Here is a 17,091-nt window from a genome sequence, read left to right on the forward strand (position 1 = left end):
CTGCCCGAGCGGCCGGTCATCCGGTCGGGGAGCCGGCCTGCAAGCCGACGCGCGGCGCGGCGATCGGGATCGTCACGTGGACCCACGTGCCCGACTCGCCGTCGCGCATCTCGATCGTCCCCGCGAGCTCACCGGTCACGAGCGCCTGCACGATCGACAGCCCGAGTCCCTTCGACGACTCGAGCGAGAACGACGGCGCGAGCCCGACGCCGTTGTCGACGACGTCGACGCTCAGCTCGTCGGGCGCGCGCCGGAGCCGCACCTGCACGCGGCCGTCGCGCGGGCGCTGCCCGTCCGAGGGGAACGCGTGGTCGACCGCGTTCTGCATGAGCTCGTTGAGCACCACCGCGAGCGGGGTCGCGATCTCGCCGGGCAGGCTGCCGGCGGACCCGTCGACCTCGAAGTGCAGGCTGTCCTCAGGCGTCGAGACCGTCTCCTCGACGACGCGCACGAGCGGCCGGACGATGTCGTCGAACGGGACCACGTCGCTCGCGTCGCGTGACAGCGTCTCGTGCACGATCGCGATCGACCGGATCCGCCGCTCCGACTCCTCGATCGCCTGCTGGGCCTCCGCCGAGCGCAGCCGCCGGCCCTGCAGGCGCAGCAACGCGGCGATCGTCTGGAGGTTGTTCTTCACGCGGTGGTGGATCTCGCGGATCGTCGCGTCCTTCGACATGAGCATGCGGTCACGGCGCCGCACCTCGGTCACGTCGCGGATGAGCACGAGCGCGCCCGCCGCCTGGTGCCCCTCGAGCAACGGGATCGCGCGGATGAGCAACGAGATCTCGCCGCGCTCCATCTCCTCGGTGACCGGCGCGCGTGCGCGCATCGCCGTGTGCACGGCCGCGTCCTCGAATCCGAGCTCGGCGAGGTGCAGGCCCGTCGTGTACGCGTGGATCCCCATGCGGTGCAGCGAGCTCACCGCGTTGGGGCTCGCGAACCGGATCTTGGCGTCGGCGTCGAGCACGATCGACCCGTCGCCGACCGCCGGGCTCTCGGCCGGCGCGAGCTCGTCGCGACCGAAGGGGAACGTGCCGTCGGCGACCATGCGTGAGAGCCGCTCGAACACCTCGAGATAGACGCGCTCGAGCTCGCCCAGACGGCGCCCGAGCGTCGCCGCGGTCTCGCGCGTGACGATCGCGATCATCCGGTCCTCGCGGCGCACCGGGATGCACTGCACACGGATGCGCTCCTTCGCGCCGAGGACCGTCGCGTCACCCTCGACGATCTCGCCGATGCGCCACGTCCGGCTGAGCAGCGGGCGCTCGACCTCGTCGACGACGGTGCCGATCATGTCGGCCGGGTAGAGCGTCTGGCCGGTCGTGGGCCGCACCTGCCCGACGACGACGAACCGGTGGGCCTCCTCCCCCGCCACCGGGGCGAGCATCAGGAGGTCGGTGAAGCAGAGGTCGGCGAGCAGGCGCCACGACGTGACGAGCCGGCGCGCGTGCGCGAGGTCGTCACCGTGCAGGTCGGTGTTGCCGACCACGAGCTCGTCGATGACCGCCACACGACGATCGTACGGGCCGCGGGCGCACGCCCGTCACGCGAAGAGCGTGCGGCCGACGAGGGCGAGGCCGGCGAGGTCGTGGATGTCGGCCTCGAAGCGGGGAACGTCGACGACCACGTCGGGCACGTCGGCGAGCTCGGCGCGCAGCTCGGCCTCGCGCTTGGCGACGACCGCGAAGTTCCGGAACGAGTCGCCGATCGTGTGCAACACGCGCGCCGTGCGGTCGGGCTGCGCGAGTGCCGGGACGCCGACCTCCTCGAGCGCGCGCGCAGGGACGTCGGCCTCCGCGACCAGACGGTCGGCCACGAGCGCGCCGTCGGGAGACCGGAGGTACGCGGGCAGCGTCTGGTTCAGCACCAGCGCGCCGAGGTGGTAGTCCCGGGCGACGAGCGCGTCCATGAAGAACTCCGCCTCTCGCAGCGGTGCGGCCTCCAGCGTCGAGACGACAGCGAACGTCGTGCGCCGGTCGTGCAACAACCGCTCGACCGCGCGTGCGCGCGTCACGAACCCGTCGTACATCGACTGGAAGTTGAGGAAGAACTCCGCGATGTCCTGCAGGAACTGGCTCCCGAGGATGCGGTCCGCGATCTGGTAGAAGGGCCGGCTCGCGACGTTGATCATCCGCGCGCCCCGGCCACCGCCCATGCGGTACGGCATCGTCAACCAGCGCAGCAGCCGGCCGCCGAAGAACTCGGCCATGCGCTTCGGCGCGTCCAGGAAGTCCATCGCGTTGCGCGTCGGCGGCGTGTCGATGACGATCAGGTCGTACTTGCCGGTCCCGTGCACCTCGTACAGCCGCTCCATCGCGATGTAGTCGTGGCTCTGCACGAAGCGTGCGGTGATGTTGTGGTAGAGCCTGTTCTCGAGGATTCGGTACGCGGTCTCCTGGTCGGGCGCGTGGCGGAGCACGAGGTCGTCCCAGCCTTGCTTCGTGTCGAGCATGGCGGCCCACAGCTCGCCGCGCGGCTCGATGCCCGCGCGCTTCAACGCTTCGTCGGGCACCCGTCGCTCGACGTTGCCGAGCCCGCCTTCCAGCCCCAGCGCCGAGGCGAGGCGGCGGGCCGGATCGATCGTCAGCACGAGCACGTTCCCGCCGAGCCGGGTCGCGGCCTCGAGCGCGGAGGCCGCCGCCATCGACGTCTTGCCGACGCCACCCGACCCGCAGAAGACGACGACCTCCTTGGTCGCGAGCAGCGGCTCCAGCCCCGTGCGGCTCACAGACCCAACTCCTGCCCGAGCGCGTCGGCAACCATGCGCGTCACGCGCAGGCCGTGACCGCGCACGAAGAGGTACGGGAGGAACAGCGTCGGGAGATCCACCGCGTGCCGGAGCTCCGCGAGATGCGCGGCGCGCGTGCGGCGCAGCGACACCGCGAGGCGCGCGCCGTCGAGGACGGCGGTCGTACCGCGCGCGGCCTGCTCGCCGCCGAGCGCGTCGACGAGCGCGGCCGTCGCGGTCGGTTCGCGCAGCGCCTCGTACGTCTCCTCGTCGGCGTGGGTGAACAGCTCGGGGAGCACGCGGTTGACGACGACCGTCCCGAGCGGGACGTGCAGCTCGCCGCGCACGCGCCCCACGAGCTCGATCGTCTCGTTGACGGGCATCTCCTCGGGCGTGGTGACGACGTTGAGCGCGGTGACCGACTCGTCGGCGAGCAGCTCGCTCATCCACTCCGTCTGCGCGCGCACCGGACCGACGGACACGAGCTCGCGGATCGCCTCGGGCGCGCCGAGCTGGGCGACGATGTGGCCGGTCGCGGCGGCGTCGACGAGCACGAGATCCCAGTCCGCTCGACCCTCGAGCGACTCCCGCACCTCCCAACACACCTTGCCGACGGTGAGGATCTCCTTGACGCCGGGCGCCGCGCTCGCGACGAAGTCGAGCGCCTTCGCCAGCGGTCCGATGCGGCCGAGGACCGGGATGCGGAGGTTGAGGCGGAGGTACTCGCGCAGCGACGCCTCGGTGTTCATCGTCATGACGAACACCCCAGGTTGGACCTCGACGGGGTCGAACCCGACGGGCTGGTGCTCGAAGAAGTCGGTCAGGTCGCCCTTGGCGTCGACCTCGACGACGAGCACGCGCTTGCCCTGCTGCGCGGCGAGCAGCGCCATCGCCGCGGTGACGGTGCTCTTGCCGACGCCGCCCTTGCCGGAGAAGAAGAGGAGGCGACGCTCGAGCAGCGCCGGCGCGGCGGCAGGAGGCACGTGACGCGAGCGCCTACGAGCGACCGAACCCGACCCGCCGGTGCGCGTCCTCCGCCGCGATCTCCACGTAGGCGATCTTGTCGACGGCGACGCCGACGCGCCGGCCCTTGCTGTCCGTCAGCCACAGCACGGGGGCACCGTCCTTCACCGCGGCGTCGACCTTCGCGATCACGTCGTCCGGCGGGCCGTCGACCTCGACCGACAGCTCCTTCGACGTGTACACGACCCCGATCGTGACTTCCATGCGCTTCCTTCTCTCGGTGCGTCCGCGGCTCGGGCGATCGTAGTGCCCCGGGTCCGGCGGTCCCGCGGGACCGGTCGTCGCGCATTCACATGACATCCAATGCCCGCTGACGGGATTGACGGTCATGTGAACGAGTCCGGTGTCAGCCTGGTCACAGGCTTCGACGAGAGGTGGCACGTTGCCGGCGCTCACCGGGCGAGTCGAGATCTGCCTCACGGTCCGCGATCCCGCCCGCAGCGCACAGTGGTACGCGCAGCTGCTCGGTGCGAGTCAGCGAGCGGACCGGTCGTGCACGTCGCGTCGCTGCCGACGTTGCAGCTCACCGTGGACCGCTTGACGGTGCCTGCGGGGCTCGTACGGATCGACTACACCGACGAGGGCGGCACGCACTTCTTGCGCATCGCGGGAATCCCGGCGTCACGGTTCGAGCTGCGCGTCCCCATGGGCCCGACGACGGGGACGATCCGCCTCCACCGCGGCGACTACGAGCTCTACTGCTCGGTCCCGGGTCACGCGGCGGCCGGCGAGCGGGCGATCCTGGCGGTGCGCTGAGGGGCGGTCCTGCGGGACCGTTGGTCACGTGATGCGGAGCTCGGGGTGCGCGCGCTTCGTCGGTGCGAGCTCGCGGTCGACCTTCTCGGCGACGGCGCAGAACGCGCGCGCGGCTTCGTCGTCGGGATCCGACACGACGATCGGTCGGCCCTCGTCGCCGCCCTCGCGCAGCGCGGGGACGAGCGGCACGCGCCCGAGGAGCGGCACGCCGAGCTCGTCGGCCAGCTCCTGACCGCCGCCGGCGCCGAAGATCTCGTACGCCGTCCCGTCGTCGCCGCGGAACCACGACATGTTCTCGACCACACCGACGACCGACAGGTTGACCTTGCGCGCCATCGCGGCGGCGCGCTGCGCGACCTTCTGCGCGGCGGGTTGCGGCGTGGTCACGACGATCACCTCCGCGCGCGGCAGGAACTGCGCCATCGAGATCGAGACGTCGCCGGTGCCGGGCGGCATGTCGACGACGAGGTAGTCGGGATCGCCCCAGTGCACGTCGGTGAGGAACTGCTCGAGTGCCTTGTGCAGCATCGGACCGCGCCACACGACGGCCTGGTCCTCGCGCGCGAAGAACCCCATCGACACGAGACGGACGCCGTTCGCGACCGGCGGGACGATGACGTCGTCGATCAGGTCGGGCGGCTCGTCGACGCCGAGCATGCGCGGCATCGAGAACCCCCAGACGTCGGCGTCGAGCGCGGCGACGTCGCGGCCCCGTCGTGCGAGCGCGATCGCGAGGTTCGTCGTGACGGACGACTTCCCGACACCGCCCTTGCCCGACGCGATCGCGAGCACCCGTGTCCGCGACTCCGTGAACGGGTTGGTGCGCGGCCGGGACTGGCTCCCGGCTGCCGACGCGTCGGTCAGGCTGAGCGGCGAGACGCCCTTCAAGACCTTCGCGACCGCCTTGCGCTCGTCCTCGTCCATCGCGCGCAGGTCGACCTCGACCCGCTCCACGCCCTCGACACCCCGCGTCGCGTGCACGATCCGGCGGCGGAGCTCCGCGCCGTCGTCGGCGGGTGCGAGCGGCAGCGCCACCGCGACGACCGCCGTCCCCCGTTCGACGGTCGCGCCCTTGACCATGCCGAGCTCGACGATCGAGCGCCCGAGGCGCGGGTCGTCGACGGTTCGGAGCACGGCGAGCAGCGGGCGGTCGACGGGCATGATCGGCGTCCCGGGGGATTTCCACTACGGACATAGGTAGAATATCGGGCGTGCCCGACAGCAGGCCCATGACCGCGGACGAGTTCACGGCGTCCGTCGCCGCGGTGACGAGCGCGTTCGGCGATCCCACCCGGCGGGACATCTACCTCTTCGTCCGGGACGCGACCGCGTCACCTGCCGGCGGTGTCACCGCGAGCGAGGTCGCCGACCGGTTCGAGCTGCACCCCAACGTCGCCCGCCACCACCTCGAGAAGCTGACGGGCGGCGGGTACCTCACGGTCGCCGCCGGTCGCGCGGCCGGCACCGCGGGGCGGCCGTCGAAGCGATATCGCACGAGCGAGGTCGACGCCACGCTCGCGTTCCCGCCTCGTCGCGACGACCTGCTCGGTCAGCTCCTCGCGCGCGCGCTCGAGATGCTCGGCCCCGACCGGGCCGCGGAGATGGCCGACGAGGTCGGGTTCGAGTACGGCCTGGCACTCGCGGAGCGCATGGGGACGGGCGCCGACGCGGCGAACCGCGCCCACCGCTCGCTCAGCACCGCGATGGTCGCCGTCGCCGACGCGCTCACCGCGCACGGCTTCGCCGCCCACACCGAGGCGCGCGGCCGCTCGCTCGCGATCGTCGCCGAGTGCTGCCCGTTCGGTGAAGCCGCGCAGCGGTACCCGCACGTCGTCTGCGCGGTCGACCGCGGGATGATCCGCGGGATGCTCGCCGGCCTTTCGCGCGACGTCGAGCCGCGCGTCGAGGCGTCGCGCCCCGACGGCGACGCGCACTGCGTCACGCGGGTTTGACGCGCGCATACCTCGACCACGCGTCGACGTCGCCGCTCCGTCCCGTCGCGTTCGACGCGATGGTCCCGTACCTGCGCGAGCACCACGGCGACCCGGCGCGCCTGCACGCGGAGGGCCGGGCGACGCGCGTCGCGGTCGAGGACGCGCGCGACCGCATCGCCGCGTTCGTCGGTGCGCGACCGCGCGAGGTCGTGTTCACGTCCGGCGGGACCGAGGCCGTCAACATGGCGATCTACGGCGCGATCGCGCGCGCGTCGGATCCGGCACACGTCGTGACCACCGCGGTCGAGCACTCGTCGGTGCTCGACGCGTGCCGGCGGAGCGGCGCCGACGTGACCGTCGTCGGTGTCGACGGCACCGGACACTACGACCCGGCCGCCGTGCTCGACGCCGTCCGCGACGACACCGCGCTCGTCAGCGTGCAGCTCGCCAACCACGAGGTCGGGACCCTGCAGGACGCAGCGGCCGTCTGCGCGGGTACCGACGTCCTCGTCCACGTCGACGCGTGCGCGGCAGTCGGTCACGTGCCGCTCGACTTCCGCTCGCTCGGTGCCGATCTGTGCTCGATCACCGCGCACAAGCTCGGAGGCCCGGCCGGGACGGGCGCGCTGCTCGTACGGCGCGGACTGCGCATCCCGCCGTTCGTCGTCGGCGGCGCGCAGGAACGCGCACGGCGCGGCGGTCTCGAGAACGTCCCCGCCATCGTCGGGTTCGGCGCCGCGGCCGCGGAGCTCGTCGAGGGCGACCGGCTCGCGACGGAGGCCGCGACCGCACGCCGCCAGGTGGATCGCATCGTCAGCGGCGCGTGCACCGCGGTCACGGGCGTCCGCGTGCTCGGCGACCGCGACGCGGCCCTCCCCCATCTCGTGTGCCTCGAGGTCGACGGCGTCGAGGCCGAGCCGATCCTCCTCGCGCTGGACCAGCGCGGCGTCGCCGTCCACTCGGGGTCCGCGTGCTCGAGCGAGACGTTCGAGCCGTCGCCCGTCCTGCAGGCAATGGGCCTCGACGGCGACCACGCGCTGCGGGTGAGCGTCGGGTGGACCACGACCGATGCCGACGTCGACCTGTTCCTCGTCGCGTTCGCGGACGTGACCGGTCGGCTCCGGAGGCTCCGGACGGGAAGCTCGACGCAGTAGGTTCGCCGGCATGGCGAACTCCTCCTGGGCCGAGCTCTCGGACGCGCTGCAGTCGAACCTGCACCTGACCGCGGCGCCGATGGCGATCACGTTCGCGAGCGAGCCACCGCCAGACGTCGCGCCGTTCGATGCGCCGATGCCGTCACCGGCACCCGACGGCCGGACCGGGCGCGTCCCGGCGGGGTGCGTCTTCTGGATGCACGGCTCGGACCGTACGTTCAGCACCGTGGCGCAGGACCACGCGAACTGCAGCGTCGGCAGCATGACGCACGGGTTCAAGACGCTCGACGAGGTGGCGGGGAACGGCGACGTCGCCGCGCTGCTCGAGTCGGGCTGGGTGACGATGGACGTCGTGCCGCAGATCCCGGTCGTGCACGAGAAGCCGGGCGCGGTCGTCTACGGACCGCTCGCGGCGACACGCGTCGACCCGGACGTCGTGTTCATCCGCCTGAACGCGAAGCAGCTGATGGTCTTGTCGGACGCCGTGCCGGGGCTCCGTGTCGAGGGCAAGCCGCAGTGCCACATCGTCGCCATCGCCAAGGAGCAGGGTGAGATCGCGGCGAGCGTCGGCTGCATGCTGAGCCGCGTCCGCACGGGGATGCCGAGCACGGAGATGACGTGCGCGATCCCCGCGTCGAAGCTCGCCGAGGTCGTCGCGTCGATCGAACGGAACGCGGTCGCGGACGCGGCGGTCGCGCAGTACGCGTCCCAGGACGCGCAGCGCTTCTCGTAGCTACTTCTTCGCCGACTCGAAGTAGGGGTTCTCGCCGCTCGCGTGATCGGTCACGTCGACCACGCGCGTGATCTCGGGGACGGCGTCGAGGATCGCGACCTCGATCCCCTGGCTGAGGGTGACGGCCGCGAGGCCGCAGCCCTGGCAACCACCGCTGAGGCGAAGGTACGCGACCGCGTCCTCGACGGCGACGAGATCGGCGCGGCCGCCATGCGCGGCGATCGCCGGGTTGATCTGCTGGTCGATCACCTGGAGGACGCGCTGCGCGACCTCGCCGCTCAGGTCGCCCGCCGGGCGGGCACCCATCGGGGGGCTCGCGGGCGGCCGGTTCGGGTTCTGGAGGACCATGCCTCCGCCCTGGAGGTCGAGTGTCGAGCCGCGCACCTTGTCGACGCTCTCGGAGGGGATCACGACCGAGAGGTCGTCGTGGCGCTGGACGGCATCGTCGGGGCCGGCTTCGTCGGCCCGCTGGAAGTACATGTCGTAGGTGTACGTGTTCCCCGACACGCCGCTGACCTCGAGCCACAGCGCGAGCGTGTCGGGCTCGGGCTCCGCGGCCCGCACCTCGAGGACCTTGTCGCGCGCCCGGTCCGTCAACGTGAGCAGGGGCTGGACGGTGCCGGTTTCGGTCATGCCGCGATGATAGGTCCGTGCCTCGCGCGCTCCTCCTGCTGCCGACGTCGACGTACCGGGCCCGGGACTTCGTCGCCGCGGCGCGCCGGCTCGGCCTCGACGTCGTGATCGGCTCCGAGGAGCCCCAGGTCCTGGCGGACGTGTCGCCGGGCCAGGCGGCTGTCGTCCCGATGTCGGACGTCGATGCCGCGGTGCACGCGATCGGCGCCCTCGATCGGCAGAGCGCGCTCGACGCCGTCCTCGCGGTCGACGACCAGGGTGTCGTCGTGGCGGCGACCGCGGCCGAGAAGCTCGGGCTGCCGCACAACCCGCCGGACGCGGCTGCCGCGACGCGCGACAAGGCCGAGATGCGGCTGCGGTTGTCTCGTGGCGAGGTTCCACAGCCGGAGCACCGGGTGGTCGACGACGCCGGGAGTGCCGTCGACGCGGCCCGCGACATCGGGGTTCCCGTAGTCGTGAAGCCGGTCGCGCTGTCGGCGAGCCGCGGGGTCATCCGCGTCGACGACGTCGACGCGGTGCGCGCGGTTGCCGACCGTGTCGCGTCGATCCAGGGTGGATGGCCGCTGCTCGTCGAGCGCTACGTGCCGGGCGCGGAGGTCGCGCTCGAAGGCCTGCTGCACGACGGCGATCTCCAGGTGCTCGCGCTCTTCGACAAGCCCGATCCGCTCGTCGGGCCGTACTTCGAGGAGACGATGTTCGTGACGCCGTCGCGTCACCCCGACGTGACCCAGCGCGAGATCGCACGCGTCACGCAGGCGGCCGCGTCGGCGATCGGGTTGCGCACCGGCCCGGTGCACGCGGAGCTGCGCATCCCGTCGCCCGGCGTCGCCGTCGTGCTCGAGGTCGCCGCCCGCTCGATCGGCGGGTTGTGCTCACGCGCGCTGGTGTTCGGCATCGGCGTGTCGTTGGAGGAGCTGATCCTGCGGCAGGCGACGGGCCGCGCGCTCGGCTCCCTGCAGCGCGCGCACGCGGCGTCCGGGGTCGTCATGCTGCCGATCCCGCGCGCCGGGACGCTGGCAGGCGTGCACGGCGTCGACGCCGTGCGCGCGATGCCGGGCGTCGACGGCGTCGAGATCACGATCGCTCCCGGACGGCGCGTCGTCCCGTTGCCGGACGGCGACCGCTATCTCGGGTTCGTGTTCGCGCACGGCACGAGCCCCGAGGCCGTGGAGTCGACGTTGCGCCAGGCGGTCGACGCGCTCGACGTCGAGATCGACGCGTAGCCTGGGCGTCGATGCGCGTCCTCCTGGTCTCGGCCTACGAGCTCGGTCACCCACCGCTGCACGTCGCTGGTCCGGCCGGCGCGCTGCGTGCGCGAGGACACGACGTGCGCGTCGTCGATCTCGCGCTCGACGCGTGGGACGTGGGCGTGCTCGACGGCGTCGAACGGGTCCTGGTCGCGGTGCCGATGCACACCGCCGCGCGCATGGCGCGCGAGATCATCCCGTCCATCGCGCAGCCGACGTGCTGCTACGGGCTGTACGCGGCCGCGTGTGCCGACGTGGCGGACGCCGTCGTCGCCGGGGAGTACGCGCCCGCGCTCGTGCGGTGGGTGGAGACGGGCGTCGCGGGTGACGCCGTGCAGCTGACGCGGGCTCGGCGCAGCGCGGATCCTGCCTTTGACGCGCTCCCGCCGTTGGAGCGCTACGCCCGGCTCGTGATCGGAGGCGAGGAGCGGCTCGTCGGCTACGTCGAGACGTCCCGCGGGTGCGCACACCGCTGCCGGCACTGTCCCGTGCCCGTCGTCTACGACGGGCGCATCCGCATCGTCTCGGAGGACGCGGTGCTGCGCGACGTCGACCGCGTCGTCGACCTCGGGGCCCGCCACGTCACCTTCGCCGATCCGGACTTCTTCAACGGCGTGCACCACTCGCTGCGGGTCGTGCGCGCGATGCACCGTCGGCATCCCGAGCTCACGTTCGACTGCACGGTGAAGGTCGAGCACGTCCTGCGCCACGCCGACGTCTGGGGCGAGCTCGCGGACTCCGGGTGCCTGTTCGTCGTGTCCGCGTTCGAGAGCACCGACGACCGCACGCTCGCACGGCTCGCGAAGGGACACACCGTCGCCGATGAGGTCCGAGCCGTCGCCCTCCTGCGCGCGCACGGCATCGAGGTTCGGCCGTCGTTCCTGCCCTTCACGCCGTGGACGACGCGCGCACAGCTGCGCGATCTCGTGGAGTTCGTCGCCGATCACGACCTGGTCGAGAGCGTCGACCCGGTGCAGTACGCGATCCGGCTGCTGCTGCCGCCCGGATCGCTGCTCCTCGACGACCCCGAGGTCGCGGCCGTGGTCGACGGCTACGACGCCGACCGGCTGTCGTACACGTGGCGGTCGTGTGACCCGGCGATCGACGCGCTCCATTGCGAGCTGTCCGCGATCGTCGAGCGTGCTGCGGCCGGCGGCGAGCCCTTGACCCAGACGTACGCACATGTGCGCGAGGCGGTCGGCGCGCCGCCCCGTCCCGTGACGCCGTCCGCGACGCCCCGCCCGCACCTCACTGAGTCCTGGTTCTGCTGTGCGGAACCGACCGAGCAGCAGCTCGGCGCGCTGCGCTGACACCGCGGCTCCGGCGATGCACGCCCCGCCACGAGCGTGGCATCGCATGTGATGCCACTCGTGATGCCGCATGTGATGCCACGTGCCGCGAGAGCCGTGCACGACCGCCGGACGACGATCGTTGTCACACCCCGTCGATACGTCCATCGGATGCCGACCCGTCTCTCGCTCCGGCTCGCGCCGGAGCTGCACCGCGCCATCCGAGCCAAGGCCGACGCGGCGGGCGTGTCGATCAACTCGTGGATCGTGCACGTCCTCGCGGCAGCTGCCGGCGAGCAGTTCTTCCGCACGCCCGAGGACGGCGGCACACGCGCACGATCGCGGAGGCGATCGCCGTCTCCGACGACGACGGCGTCGCGTGGTACGAACGGCGTGTCAGGTGCGAGCGGCCTGCTGCTGCGCGAGCAGGTTGAGCGCGGAACCGGCGCGGAACCAGGCGATCTGCTCCTCCGACATCGTGTGACGCGTCGGGACGGAGTCCGTCGTGCCGTCGGCGTGGTGGAGCACGAGCGTGACCGCGGAGCCGGGCGCCAGCGCCGTCAGGCCCGTCACGTCGACGACGTCGTCCGCGCGCACCTTGTCGTAGTCGGCCGGGTCCGCGAACGTCAGCGGCAGCACGCCCTGCTTCTTGAGGTTCGCCTCGTGGATGCGCGCGAACGAGCGGGCCACGATCGCACGCCCGCCGGTCGCGCGCGGCTCCATCGCCGCGTGCTCGCGTGACGAGCCCTCGCCGTAGTTCTCGTCACCGACCGCGATCCACTGGATGCCGGCGTCCTTGAAGTCGCGTGCGAGCTCCGGCAACGGCTTCTCGGTCGGCCACGCGTTGTCGACGCCGATGAAGAGGTTGCCCGAGATGTTGGTCAGGTGGCCGCGGTAGCGGAGCCACGGACCCGCGGGCGAGATGTGGTCGGTCGTGCACTTGCCGACCGCCTTCATCAGGACGCGCAAGCCGGTCAGGTCCTTGCCGTCCCACGCGGGGAACGGCGTGAGCAGCTCCAGGCGCTCGGAGTCGCGCGCCACTGCCACCGTCACGCTCGACGGGTCGTCCGCCGGCGCCACGAACCCGGACCTGCCGGCGTCGTAGCCGCGCGACGGCAGGTCGTCGGCGACCGGCGGCTCGAGCTTCAGCTGCGTGCCGTCCTCCGCGGTGATCGGCTCGTGCACGAAGTCGAGGTCGAGGCGGCCACTCAACGCCATGGCGACCACCGTCTCGGGCGATCCGATGAACGCGAGCGTGTCCGCGTTGCCGTCGTTGCGCCGCGGGAAGTTGCGGTTGAACGACGTGACGATCGCGTTGCGCTGGCCCGGCTGGATGTCGTCGCGCTGCCACTGGCCGATGCAGGGGCCGCACGCGTTCGCGAGGACGGTCGCGCCGATCGCCTCCAGGTCGGCGAGCAGCCCGTCGCGCTCGATCGTTGCCCGGACCTGCTCGGAGCCGGGCGTGACGAGCAACGGCGACCGCACGCGCAGCCCGCGCGCCGCCGCCTGCCGTGCGACGTTCGCGGCGCGACCGATGTCCTCGTAGGAGGAGTTGGTGCACGACCCGACGAGCGCGGACGACACCTCCGTGGGATAGCCCTCGCGCGCGACCTCCGCGGGCAGCGCGGAGATCGGACGGTCGAGGTCGGGCGTGTGCGGGCCGACAAGGTGCGGCTCGAGCGGGTCGAGATCGATCTCGATCACGCGGTCGTAGAAGCGCGACGGGTCGGTGTCGACCTCGGGATCGCTGCGCAGGAAGTCCGCGCACCGGTCGGCCGCGTCCGCGATCTCCTCGCGCCGCGTCGCCTTCAGGTAACGCGCGCTGCGCTCGTCGTAGGGGAACAGCGAGCACGTCGCGCCGATCTCCGCGCCCATGTTGCAGATCGTCGCCCGGCCCGTCGCCGAGATCGACGACACACCGGGCCCGAAGTACTCGACGATCGCGCCCGTGCCACCCTTCACGGTGAGGATCCCGGCGACGGCGAGGATGACGTCCTTCGCGGAGGTCCAGCCGGACAGCGTGCCCGTGAGCCGCACCCCGATCAGCTTCGGGACGCGCGTGTTGAACGGCCACCCCGCCATGACGTCGACCGCATCCGCGCCACCGACGCCGATCGCCACCATCCCGAGCCCGCCGGCGTTCGGCGTGTGGCTGTCGGTTCCGATCATCATTCCGCCCGGGAACGCGTACTGCTCGAGCACGACCTGGTGGATGATCCCCGACCCCGGCTTCCAGAACCCGATCCCGTACTTCGCCGACACGCTGCGCAGGAACTCGTAGACCTCGGCGTTCACGTCCTGCGCGACCCGCAGGTCGGCGTCCGCACCCACGTGCGCCTGGATCAGGTGGTCGCAGTGCACCGTCGTCGGGACGGCGACGCGCGGCAAGCCCGCGAGCATGAACTGCAACAGCGCCATCTGCGCGGTCGCGTCCTGCATGGCGACTCGGTCGGGCCGGTAGTCCGCGTAGTCGACGCCACGCGCGAGCCCGACGGTCGTGGCGTCGTCCGCGTGCGCGGCGAGGATCTTCTCGGCGAACGTCATCGGACGGCCGAGTCGTGCGCGCGTCGTGGCGACGCGCTCGGGGAAGCGGGCGTAGACGTCCTCGACGAGGGACAGTGGTGTGGTCGGACCCACGGGCTCGGTCATCGCTCGCTCCAGTTCTCGACGGACAGCGGGAATTCGACCTCGAACGCCGTGCGGTGCGCGGCGTAACGATGCTCGGCGAGCATCACGGCGCGGCCGCGACGGTCGTAGGTGACGCGGCGGCACGCGAGAACCGGCGACCCCGACGGGATGCCGAGACGGCGCGCGTCGCCGCGGGACGCGGACACCGCGGTGATCGTCTGCACGACGCGCCCGGGCTCGACGCCCTGCAGCGGGAGGAGCTCGTGGAACGTCGCCCGTTCGACGTCGGCGCGACTGAGGTGCGCACCGAGCGCGGCGTCGACCCATACCGTGACGATCGCGAACGGCTCGTCGTCGGCGAGGTTGAGACGCGTCACGCGCAGCACGTCCGCGTCCGCCGCGAGCCCGAGCGTCTTCGCGACGTCACCCGTCGCGGGCTCGAACGCGAACTCGAGGACCCTCCGGCTCGGTGCCGCGCCCGCGGCCTCGAGCGCGGCCTCGACGGTCGTGACGCGCCCGAGCGGCTGGTGGACCGGGTCCAGCGCGACGAACCATCCCGCGCCGCGCCGGCTCGTGACGAGCCCCTCGTCGCGCAGCGCGTCGAGCGCCCGCCGGACCGTCACCCGGCTCGCGCTGTACTCGTGTGCGAGCTCGGCCTCGCTCGGCAGCGACCCGGCGGCGCCGGCGGCGATCCGGGCCCGGAGCTCCTGGGCGATGTCGAGGTACCGCACAACTTGTATGGTACTTGTCTAGACTTCTCCCGTCAACGGGGCTGCCAGTTGGCCGGGTCGGACACCGCTGCGCGGACCACCTCGGGCAGCTCGCCCGCCGCCACGTCGGCCAGCGTGACCACGTCGAGCACGGAGCGGAGACTCGCCCGCACCGCGATCCACACGTCGACGAGCGACGACGCGGCGCCCTCGTACGTCAGCGACTCGGGCCGCACGCCCCGGACGGCCGCGAGCGGGCCCTCGACCGCCCGGAGGACCTCGGCGACCGAGATCTCCGACGCCGGCCGGGCCAGCATCGAGCCGCCCTCGGCCCCCCGCTGCGTCGCCACGAGGCCGGCCCGGCGCAGGTCACGCAGGATGTTCTCGAGGAACTCCCGGGGGATCCGCTGGCTGTGCGCGATCCGCTCCGCCTTCACGGGTCGACCCGGGGGCGCGGCCGCGAGCTCGGCGGCCGCCCGCACCGCGTAGTCCGCCTTCGCCGAGATCCGCACTTGACGCCCGTCCCCGCTATTCCGTAGCTTTTCGATCAGATTTATCGAGATAGACCTCGTCCTCCGGAGGCTACGTGCACCTCGACCCCTGGGTCGCGCTCGCCGGGCTCGGCGTCGGCTTCGTCGTCGGGCTGACGGGCATGGGCGGCGGCGCGCTCATGACGCCCGTGCTCGTGCTGCTCTTCGGCATCCAGCCGCTCGCCGCGGTGTCGAGCGACCTCGTGGCGGCCGTCGTCATGAAGCCGGTCGGGGGTGGCGTGCACCTGCGTCGCGGCACCGTGCGACTCGACCTCGTGAAGTGGCTCGCGCTCGGGTCCGTACCCTCCGCCTTCGCCGGGGTCCTCGTCCTGCGCGCGATCGGCGCCGCGCGCGTGCAGGACCGCCTGCAGCTCCTACTGGGGCTCGTGCTCGTCGTCGCGGCGGCGGCCATGGTGGCCCGTTGGATCCTCCAGCCACGTCGTGCGACGCGGGCCGAGCCCGTTCGCGTCCGCGCGATACCCACGGTGCTCGTCGGCGTCGTCGGCGGGCTCGTGGTCGGCATGACGTCGGTCGGCAGTGGGTCGCTGATGATCGTCGCGCTGATGATGCTGTATCCCGCGATGTCGACCGGTGAGCTGGTGGGAACCGACCTCGTGCAGGCGATCCCGCTCGTGCTGTCCGCCGCGCTCGGACACGTGCTGTTCGGCCATCTCGAGCTCGGCCTGACGGGCGCGCTCCTGCTCGGGAGCATCCCCGGCGTGTACCTCGGCGCGCGCGTCTCGGCGCGCGCACCCGACGCGATCGTCCGGCCCGCGCTGGCGGTCGTGCTCCTGCTCTCGGCGCTGAAGCTGCTCGACGCGCCCATCGCCGTGTTGCTCGCGGTCCTCGTGCTCGCGGTGTGCGCGGGCGCGACGGCCGCGGCCGTCCGTCTCCCCCGTCGCGAACCCGCGCTCCAACCGATTCCGGAGGTCAGGGTGTCCCTCCGTCTACTCGCGCGCGCTCGTACCGATCGTGTTCGTCGCGCTCGCGGCGTGCACGAGCGCGAGCAGCTCCACCGCGAAGGTGACGCTGCGTCTCGGCTACTTCCCGAACATCACGCACGCGACCGCGTTGCTCGGCGTCGAGCGCGGGATCTTCGCCCGTGACCTCGGCTCGAACGTCACGCTGATGACCGCGACCTTCAACGCCGGTCCCGAGGAGTCACCGCGCTCCTCTCCGGCGCGCTCGACGCCGGCTCCGTCGGCCCGAACCCCGCGATCAACGCGTGGCAGAAGTCGCACGGCACCGCGATCAGGATCGTCGCCGGGTCGATCACCAGCGCGCGCCAGTTGAAGGGCAAGAAGCTCGCGTCACCGCAGCTCGGCAACACGCAGGACGTCGTCCTGCGCACGTGGCTGAAGCGGCAGGGTCTCAGCACGACGACGACCGGCGGGCGCGACGTGTCGGTCGTGCCGCAGGACAACGCGACGACGTTGCAGGCGTTCCAGGCCGGCGCGGTCGACGTCGCGTGGGGGCGGCCCGAGCCGTGGGCGACGCGGCTCGTCAAGGACGGCGGCGGGCACGTGCTCGTCGACGAGGCGTCGCTGTGGCCGGGCGGCCGCTACGTCACGACGTTGCACGAGGTCGCCGATCGGGCCGCGCTGCTGACGGGTGGCACGACCTGCTGCACGGCACGCTCCTCGACGCGACGGCCGTCACGCTGCGACGCGGCGTCGTCGACTTCCTCGTCGTGTCCGGCCTGAAGCAGGGCTGGGCGTTCGCGTGG

Annotated in this window: 17 protein-coding genes and 1 pseudogene; 9 read left to right on the forward strand and 9 right to left on the reverse strand. The window is 72.4% G+C overall.

Translation table 11 applies throughout. The features are described 5' to 3' along the window. Positions 1-16: 16 nt before the first annotated feature. From VFC33_04875 to VFC33_04890, 4 genes are read right to left on the reverse strand one after another with little or no spacing between them, the layout of a single operon-like run. Complete coding sequence (locus VFC33_04875; GenBank protein HZR12565.1) at positions 17-1,510, reverse strand: sensor histidine kinase; 1,494 nt, start codon at positions 1,508-1,510, stop codon at positions 17-19. 33 nt (positions 1,511-1,543) lie between these two features. Next, complete coding sequence (locus tag VFC33_04880; GenBank protein ID HZR12566.1) at positions 1,544-2,728, reverse strand: ArsA-related P-loop ATPase; 1,185 nt, start codon at positions 2,726-2,728, stop codon at positions 1,544-1,546. Further along, positions 2,725-3,711: an ArsA family ATPase gene (locus VFC33_04885; protein HZR12567.1), complete on the reverse strand. Its 987-nt coding sequence runs from the start codon at positions 3,709-3,711 to the stop codon at positions 2,725-2,727. Before VFC33_04885 ends, VFC33_04880 begins: the two co-directional genes overlap by 4 nt. 13 nt (positions 3,712-3,724) lie before the next feature. Next, positions 3,725-3,955 carry a DUF3107 domain-containing protein gene (locus VFC33_04890; protein ID HZR12568.1) on the reverse strand — a complete coding sequence of 77 codons (231 nt, stop codon included), beginning with the start codon at positions 3,953-3,955 and terminating at the stop codon, positions 3,725-3,727. A 288-nt stretch (positions 3,956-4,243) separates the two neighbouring features. Here VFC33_04890 and VFC33_04895 point away from each other — a divergent pair, with 288 nt between their 5' ends. Continuing rightward, entirely contained in the window at positions 4,244-4,507 is a 264-nt protein-coding gene (locus tag VFC33_04895) for a hypothetical protein (protein ID HZR12569.1), read from the forward strand. Between the two features lie 24 nt (positions 4,508-4,531). On the opposite strand, the gene VFC33_04900 is transcribed toward VFC33_04895, so the two are convergent. Further along, positions 4,532-5,668, reverse strand: a complete 1,137-nt coding sequence (locus VFC33_04900) for an Mrp/NBP35 family ATP-binding protein (protein ID HZR12570.1) — start codon at positions 5,666-5,668, stop codon at positions 4,532-4,534. Between the two features lie 50 nt (positions 5,669-5,718). Between VFC33_04900 and VFC33_04905 the strand changes: the two genes are divergently transcribed. From VFC33_04905 to VFC33_04915, 3 genes are read left to right on the forward strand one after another with little or no spacing between them, the layout of a single operon-like run. Next, the gene (locus VFC33_04905; protein HZR12571.1) at positions 5,719-6,459 is read left to right on the forward strand and encodes a helix-turn-helix domain-containing protein; all 741 of its coding nucleotides are present in this window, start codon (positions 5,719-5,721) and stop codon (positions 6,457-6,459) included. Continuing rightward, positions 6,456-7,595 (forward strand): cysteine desulfurase family protein, encoded by a 1,140-nt coding sequence (locus tag VFC33_04910; protein HZR12572.1) that lies wholly within the window; start codon positions 6,456-6,458, stop codon positions 7,593-7,595. Before VFC33_04905 ends, VFC33_04910 begins: the two co-directional genes overlap by 4 nt. Before the next feature lie 10 nt (positions 7,596-7,605). Further along, positions 7,606-8,328 (forward strand): DUF169 domain-containing protein, encoded by a 723-nt coding sequence (locus VFC33_04915; protein HZR12573.1) that lies wholly within the window; start codon positions 7,606-7,608, stop codon positions 8,326-8,328. On the opposite strand, the gene VFC33_04920 is transcribed toward VFC33_04915, so the two are convergent. Further along, positions 8,329-8,961 (reverse strand): NifU family protein, encoded by a 633-nt coding sequence (locus VFC33_04920; GenBank protein HZR12574.1) that lies wholly within the window; start codon positions 8,959-8,961, stop codon positions 8,329-8,331. Positions 8,962-8,978: 17 nt separating this feature from the next. Here VFC33_04920 and VFC33_04925 point away from each other — a divergent pair, with 17 nt between their 5' ends. The 3 genes and pseudogenes from VFC33_04925 to VFC33_04935 all read left to right on the forward strand — a co-directional run bounded on the left by VFC33_04925 (position 8,979) and on the right by VFC33_04935 (position 11,764). Beyond that, the gene (locus VFC33_04925; protein HZR12575.1) at positions 8,979-10,184 is read left to right on the forward strand and encodes an ATP-grasp domain-containing protein; all 1,206 of its coding nucleotides are present in this window, start codon (positions 8,979-8,981) and stop codon (positions 10,182-10,184) included. A gap of 11 nt (positions 10,185-10,195) precedes the next feature. After that, positions 10,196-11,518, forward strand: coding sequence for a radical SAM protein (locus tag VFC33_04930; protein ID HZR12576.1), 1,323 nt, complete (start codon positions 10,196-10,198; stop codon positions 11,516-11,518). Between the two features lie 150 nt (positions 11,519-11,668). Next, positions 11,669-11,764: pseudogene (locus VFC33_04935) on the forward strand (toxin-antitoxin system HicB family antitoxin). Between the two features lie 129 nt (positions 11,765-11,893). On the opposite strand, the gene VFC33_04940 reads toward VFC33_04935, so the two are convergent. The 3 genes from VFC33_04940 to VFC33_04950 are packed head-to-tail and all read right to left on the reverse strand — an operon-like array spanning position 11,894 to position 15,347. Next, a complete protein-coding gene (locus VFC33_04940; protein ID HZR12577.1) occupies positions 11,894-14,146 on the reverse strand; it encodes an aconitate hydratase in 2,253 nt (750 codons plus the stop codon). Then, positions 14,143-14,856 carry a GntR family transcriptional regulator gene (locus VFC33_04945; GenBank protein ID HZR12578.1) on the reverse strand — a complete coding sequence of 238 codons (714 nt, stop codon included), beginning with the start codon at positions 14,854-14,856 and terminating at the stop codon, positions 14,143-14,145. Before VFC33_04945 ends, VFC33_04940 begins: the two co-directional genes overlap by 4 nt. A 32-nt stretch (positions 14,857-14,888) precedes the next feature. After that, the gene (locus tag VFC33_04950) at positions 14,889-15,347 is read right to left on the reverse strand and encodes an Rrf2 family transcriptional regulator (GenBank protein ID HZR12579.1); all 459 of its coding nucleotides are present in this window, start codon (positions 15,345-15,347) and stop codon (positions 14,889-14,891) included. Between the two features lie 74 nt (positions 15,348-15,421). Here VFC33_04950 and VFC33_04955 point away from each other — a divergent pair, with 74 nt between their 5' ends. Then, a complete protein-coding gene (locus tag VFC33_04955) occupies positions 15,422-16,471 on the forward strand; it encodes a sulfite exporter TauE/SafE family protein (protein HZR12580.1) in 1,050 nt (349 codons plus the stop codon). 183 nt (positions 16,472-16,654) lie between these two features. Next, complete coding sequence (locus tag VFC33_04960; GenBank protein ID HZR12581.1) at positions 16,655-17,068, forward strand: ABC transporter substrate-binding protein; 414 nt, start codon at positions 16,655-16,657, stop codon at positions 17,066-17,068. Positions 17,069-17,091: the final 23 nt, after the last annotated feature.

Source organism: Acidimicrobiia bacterium, assembly GCA_035651955.1.
Classification (GTDB): Bacteria; Actinomycetota; Acidimicrobiia; order IMCC26256; family JAMXLJ01; genus JAMXLJ01.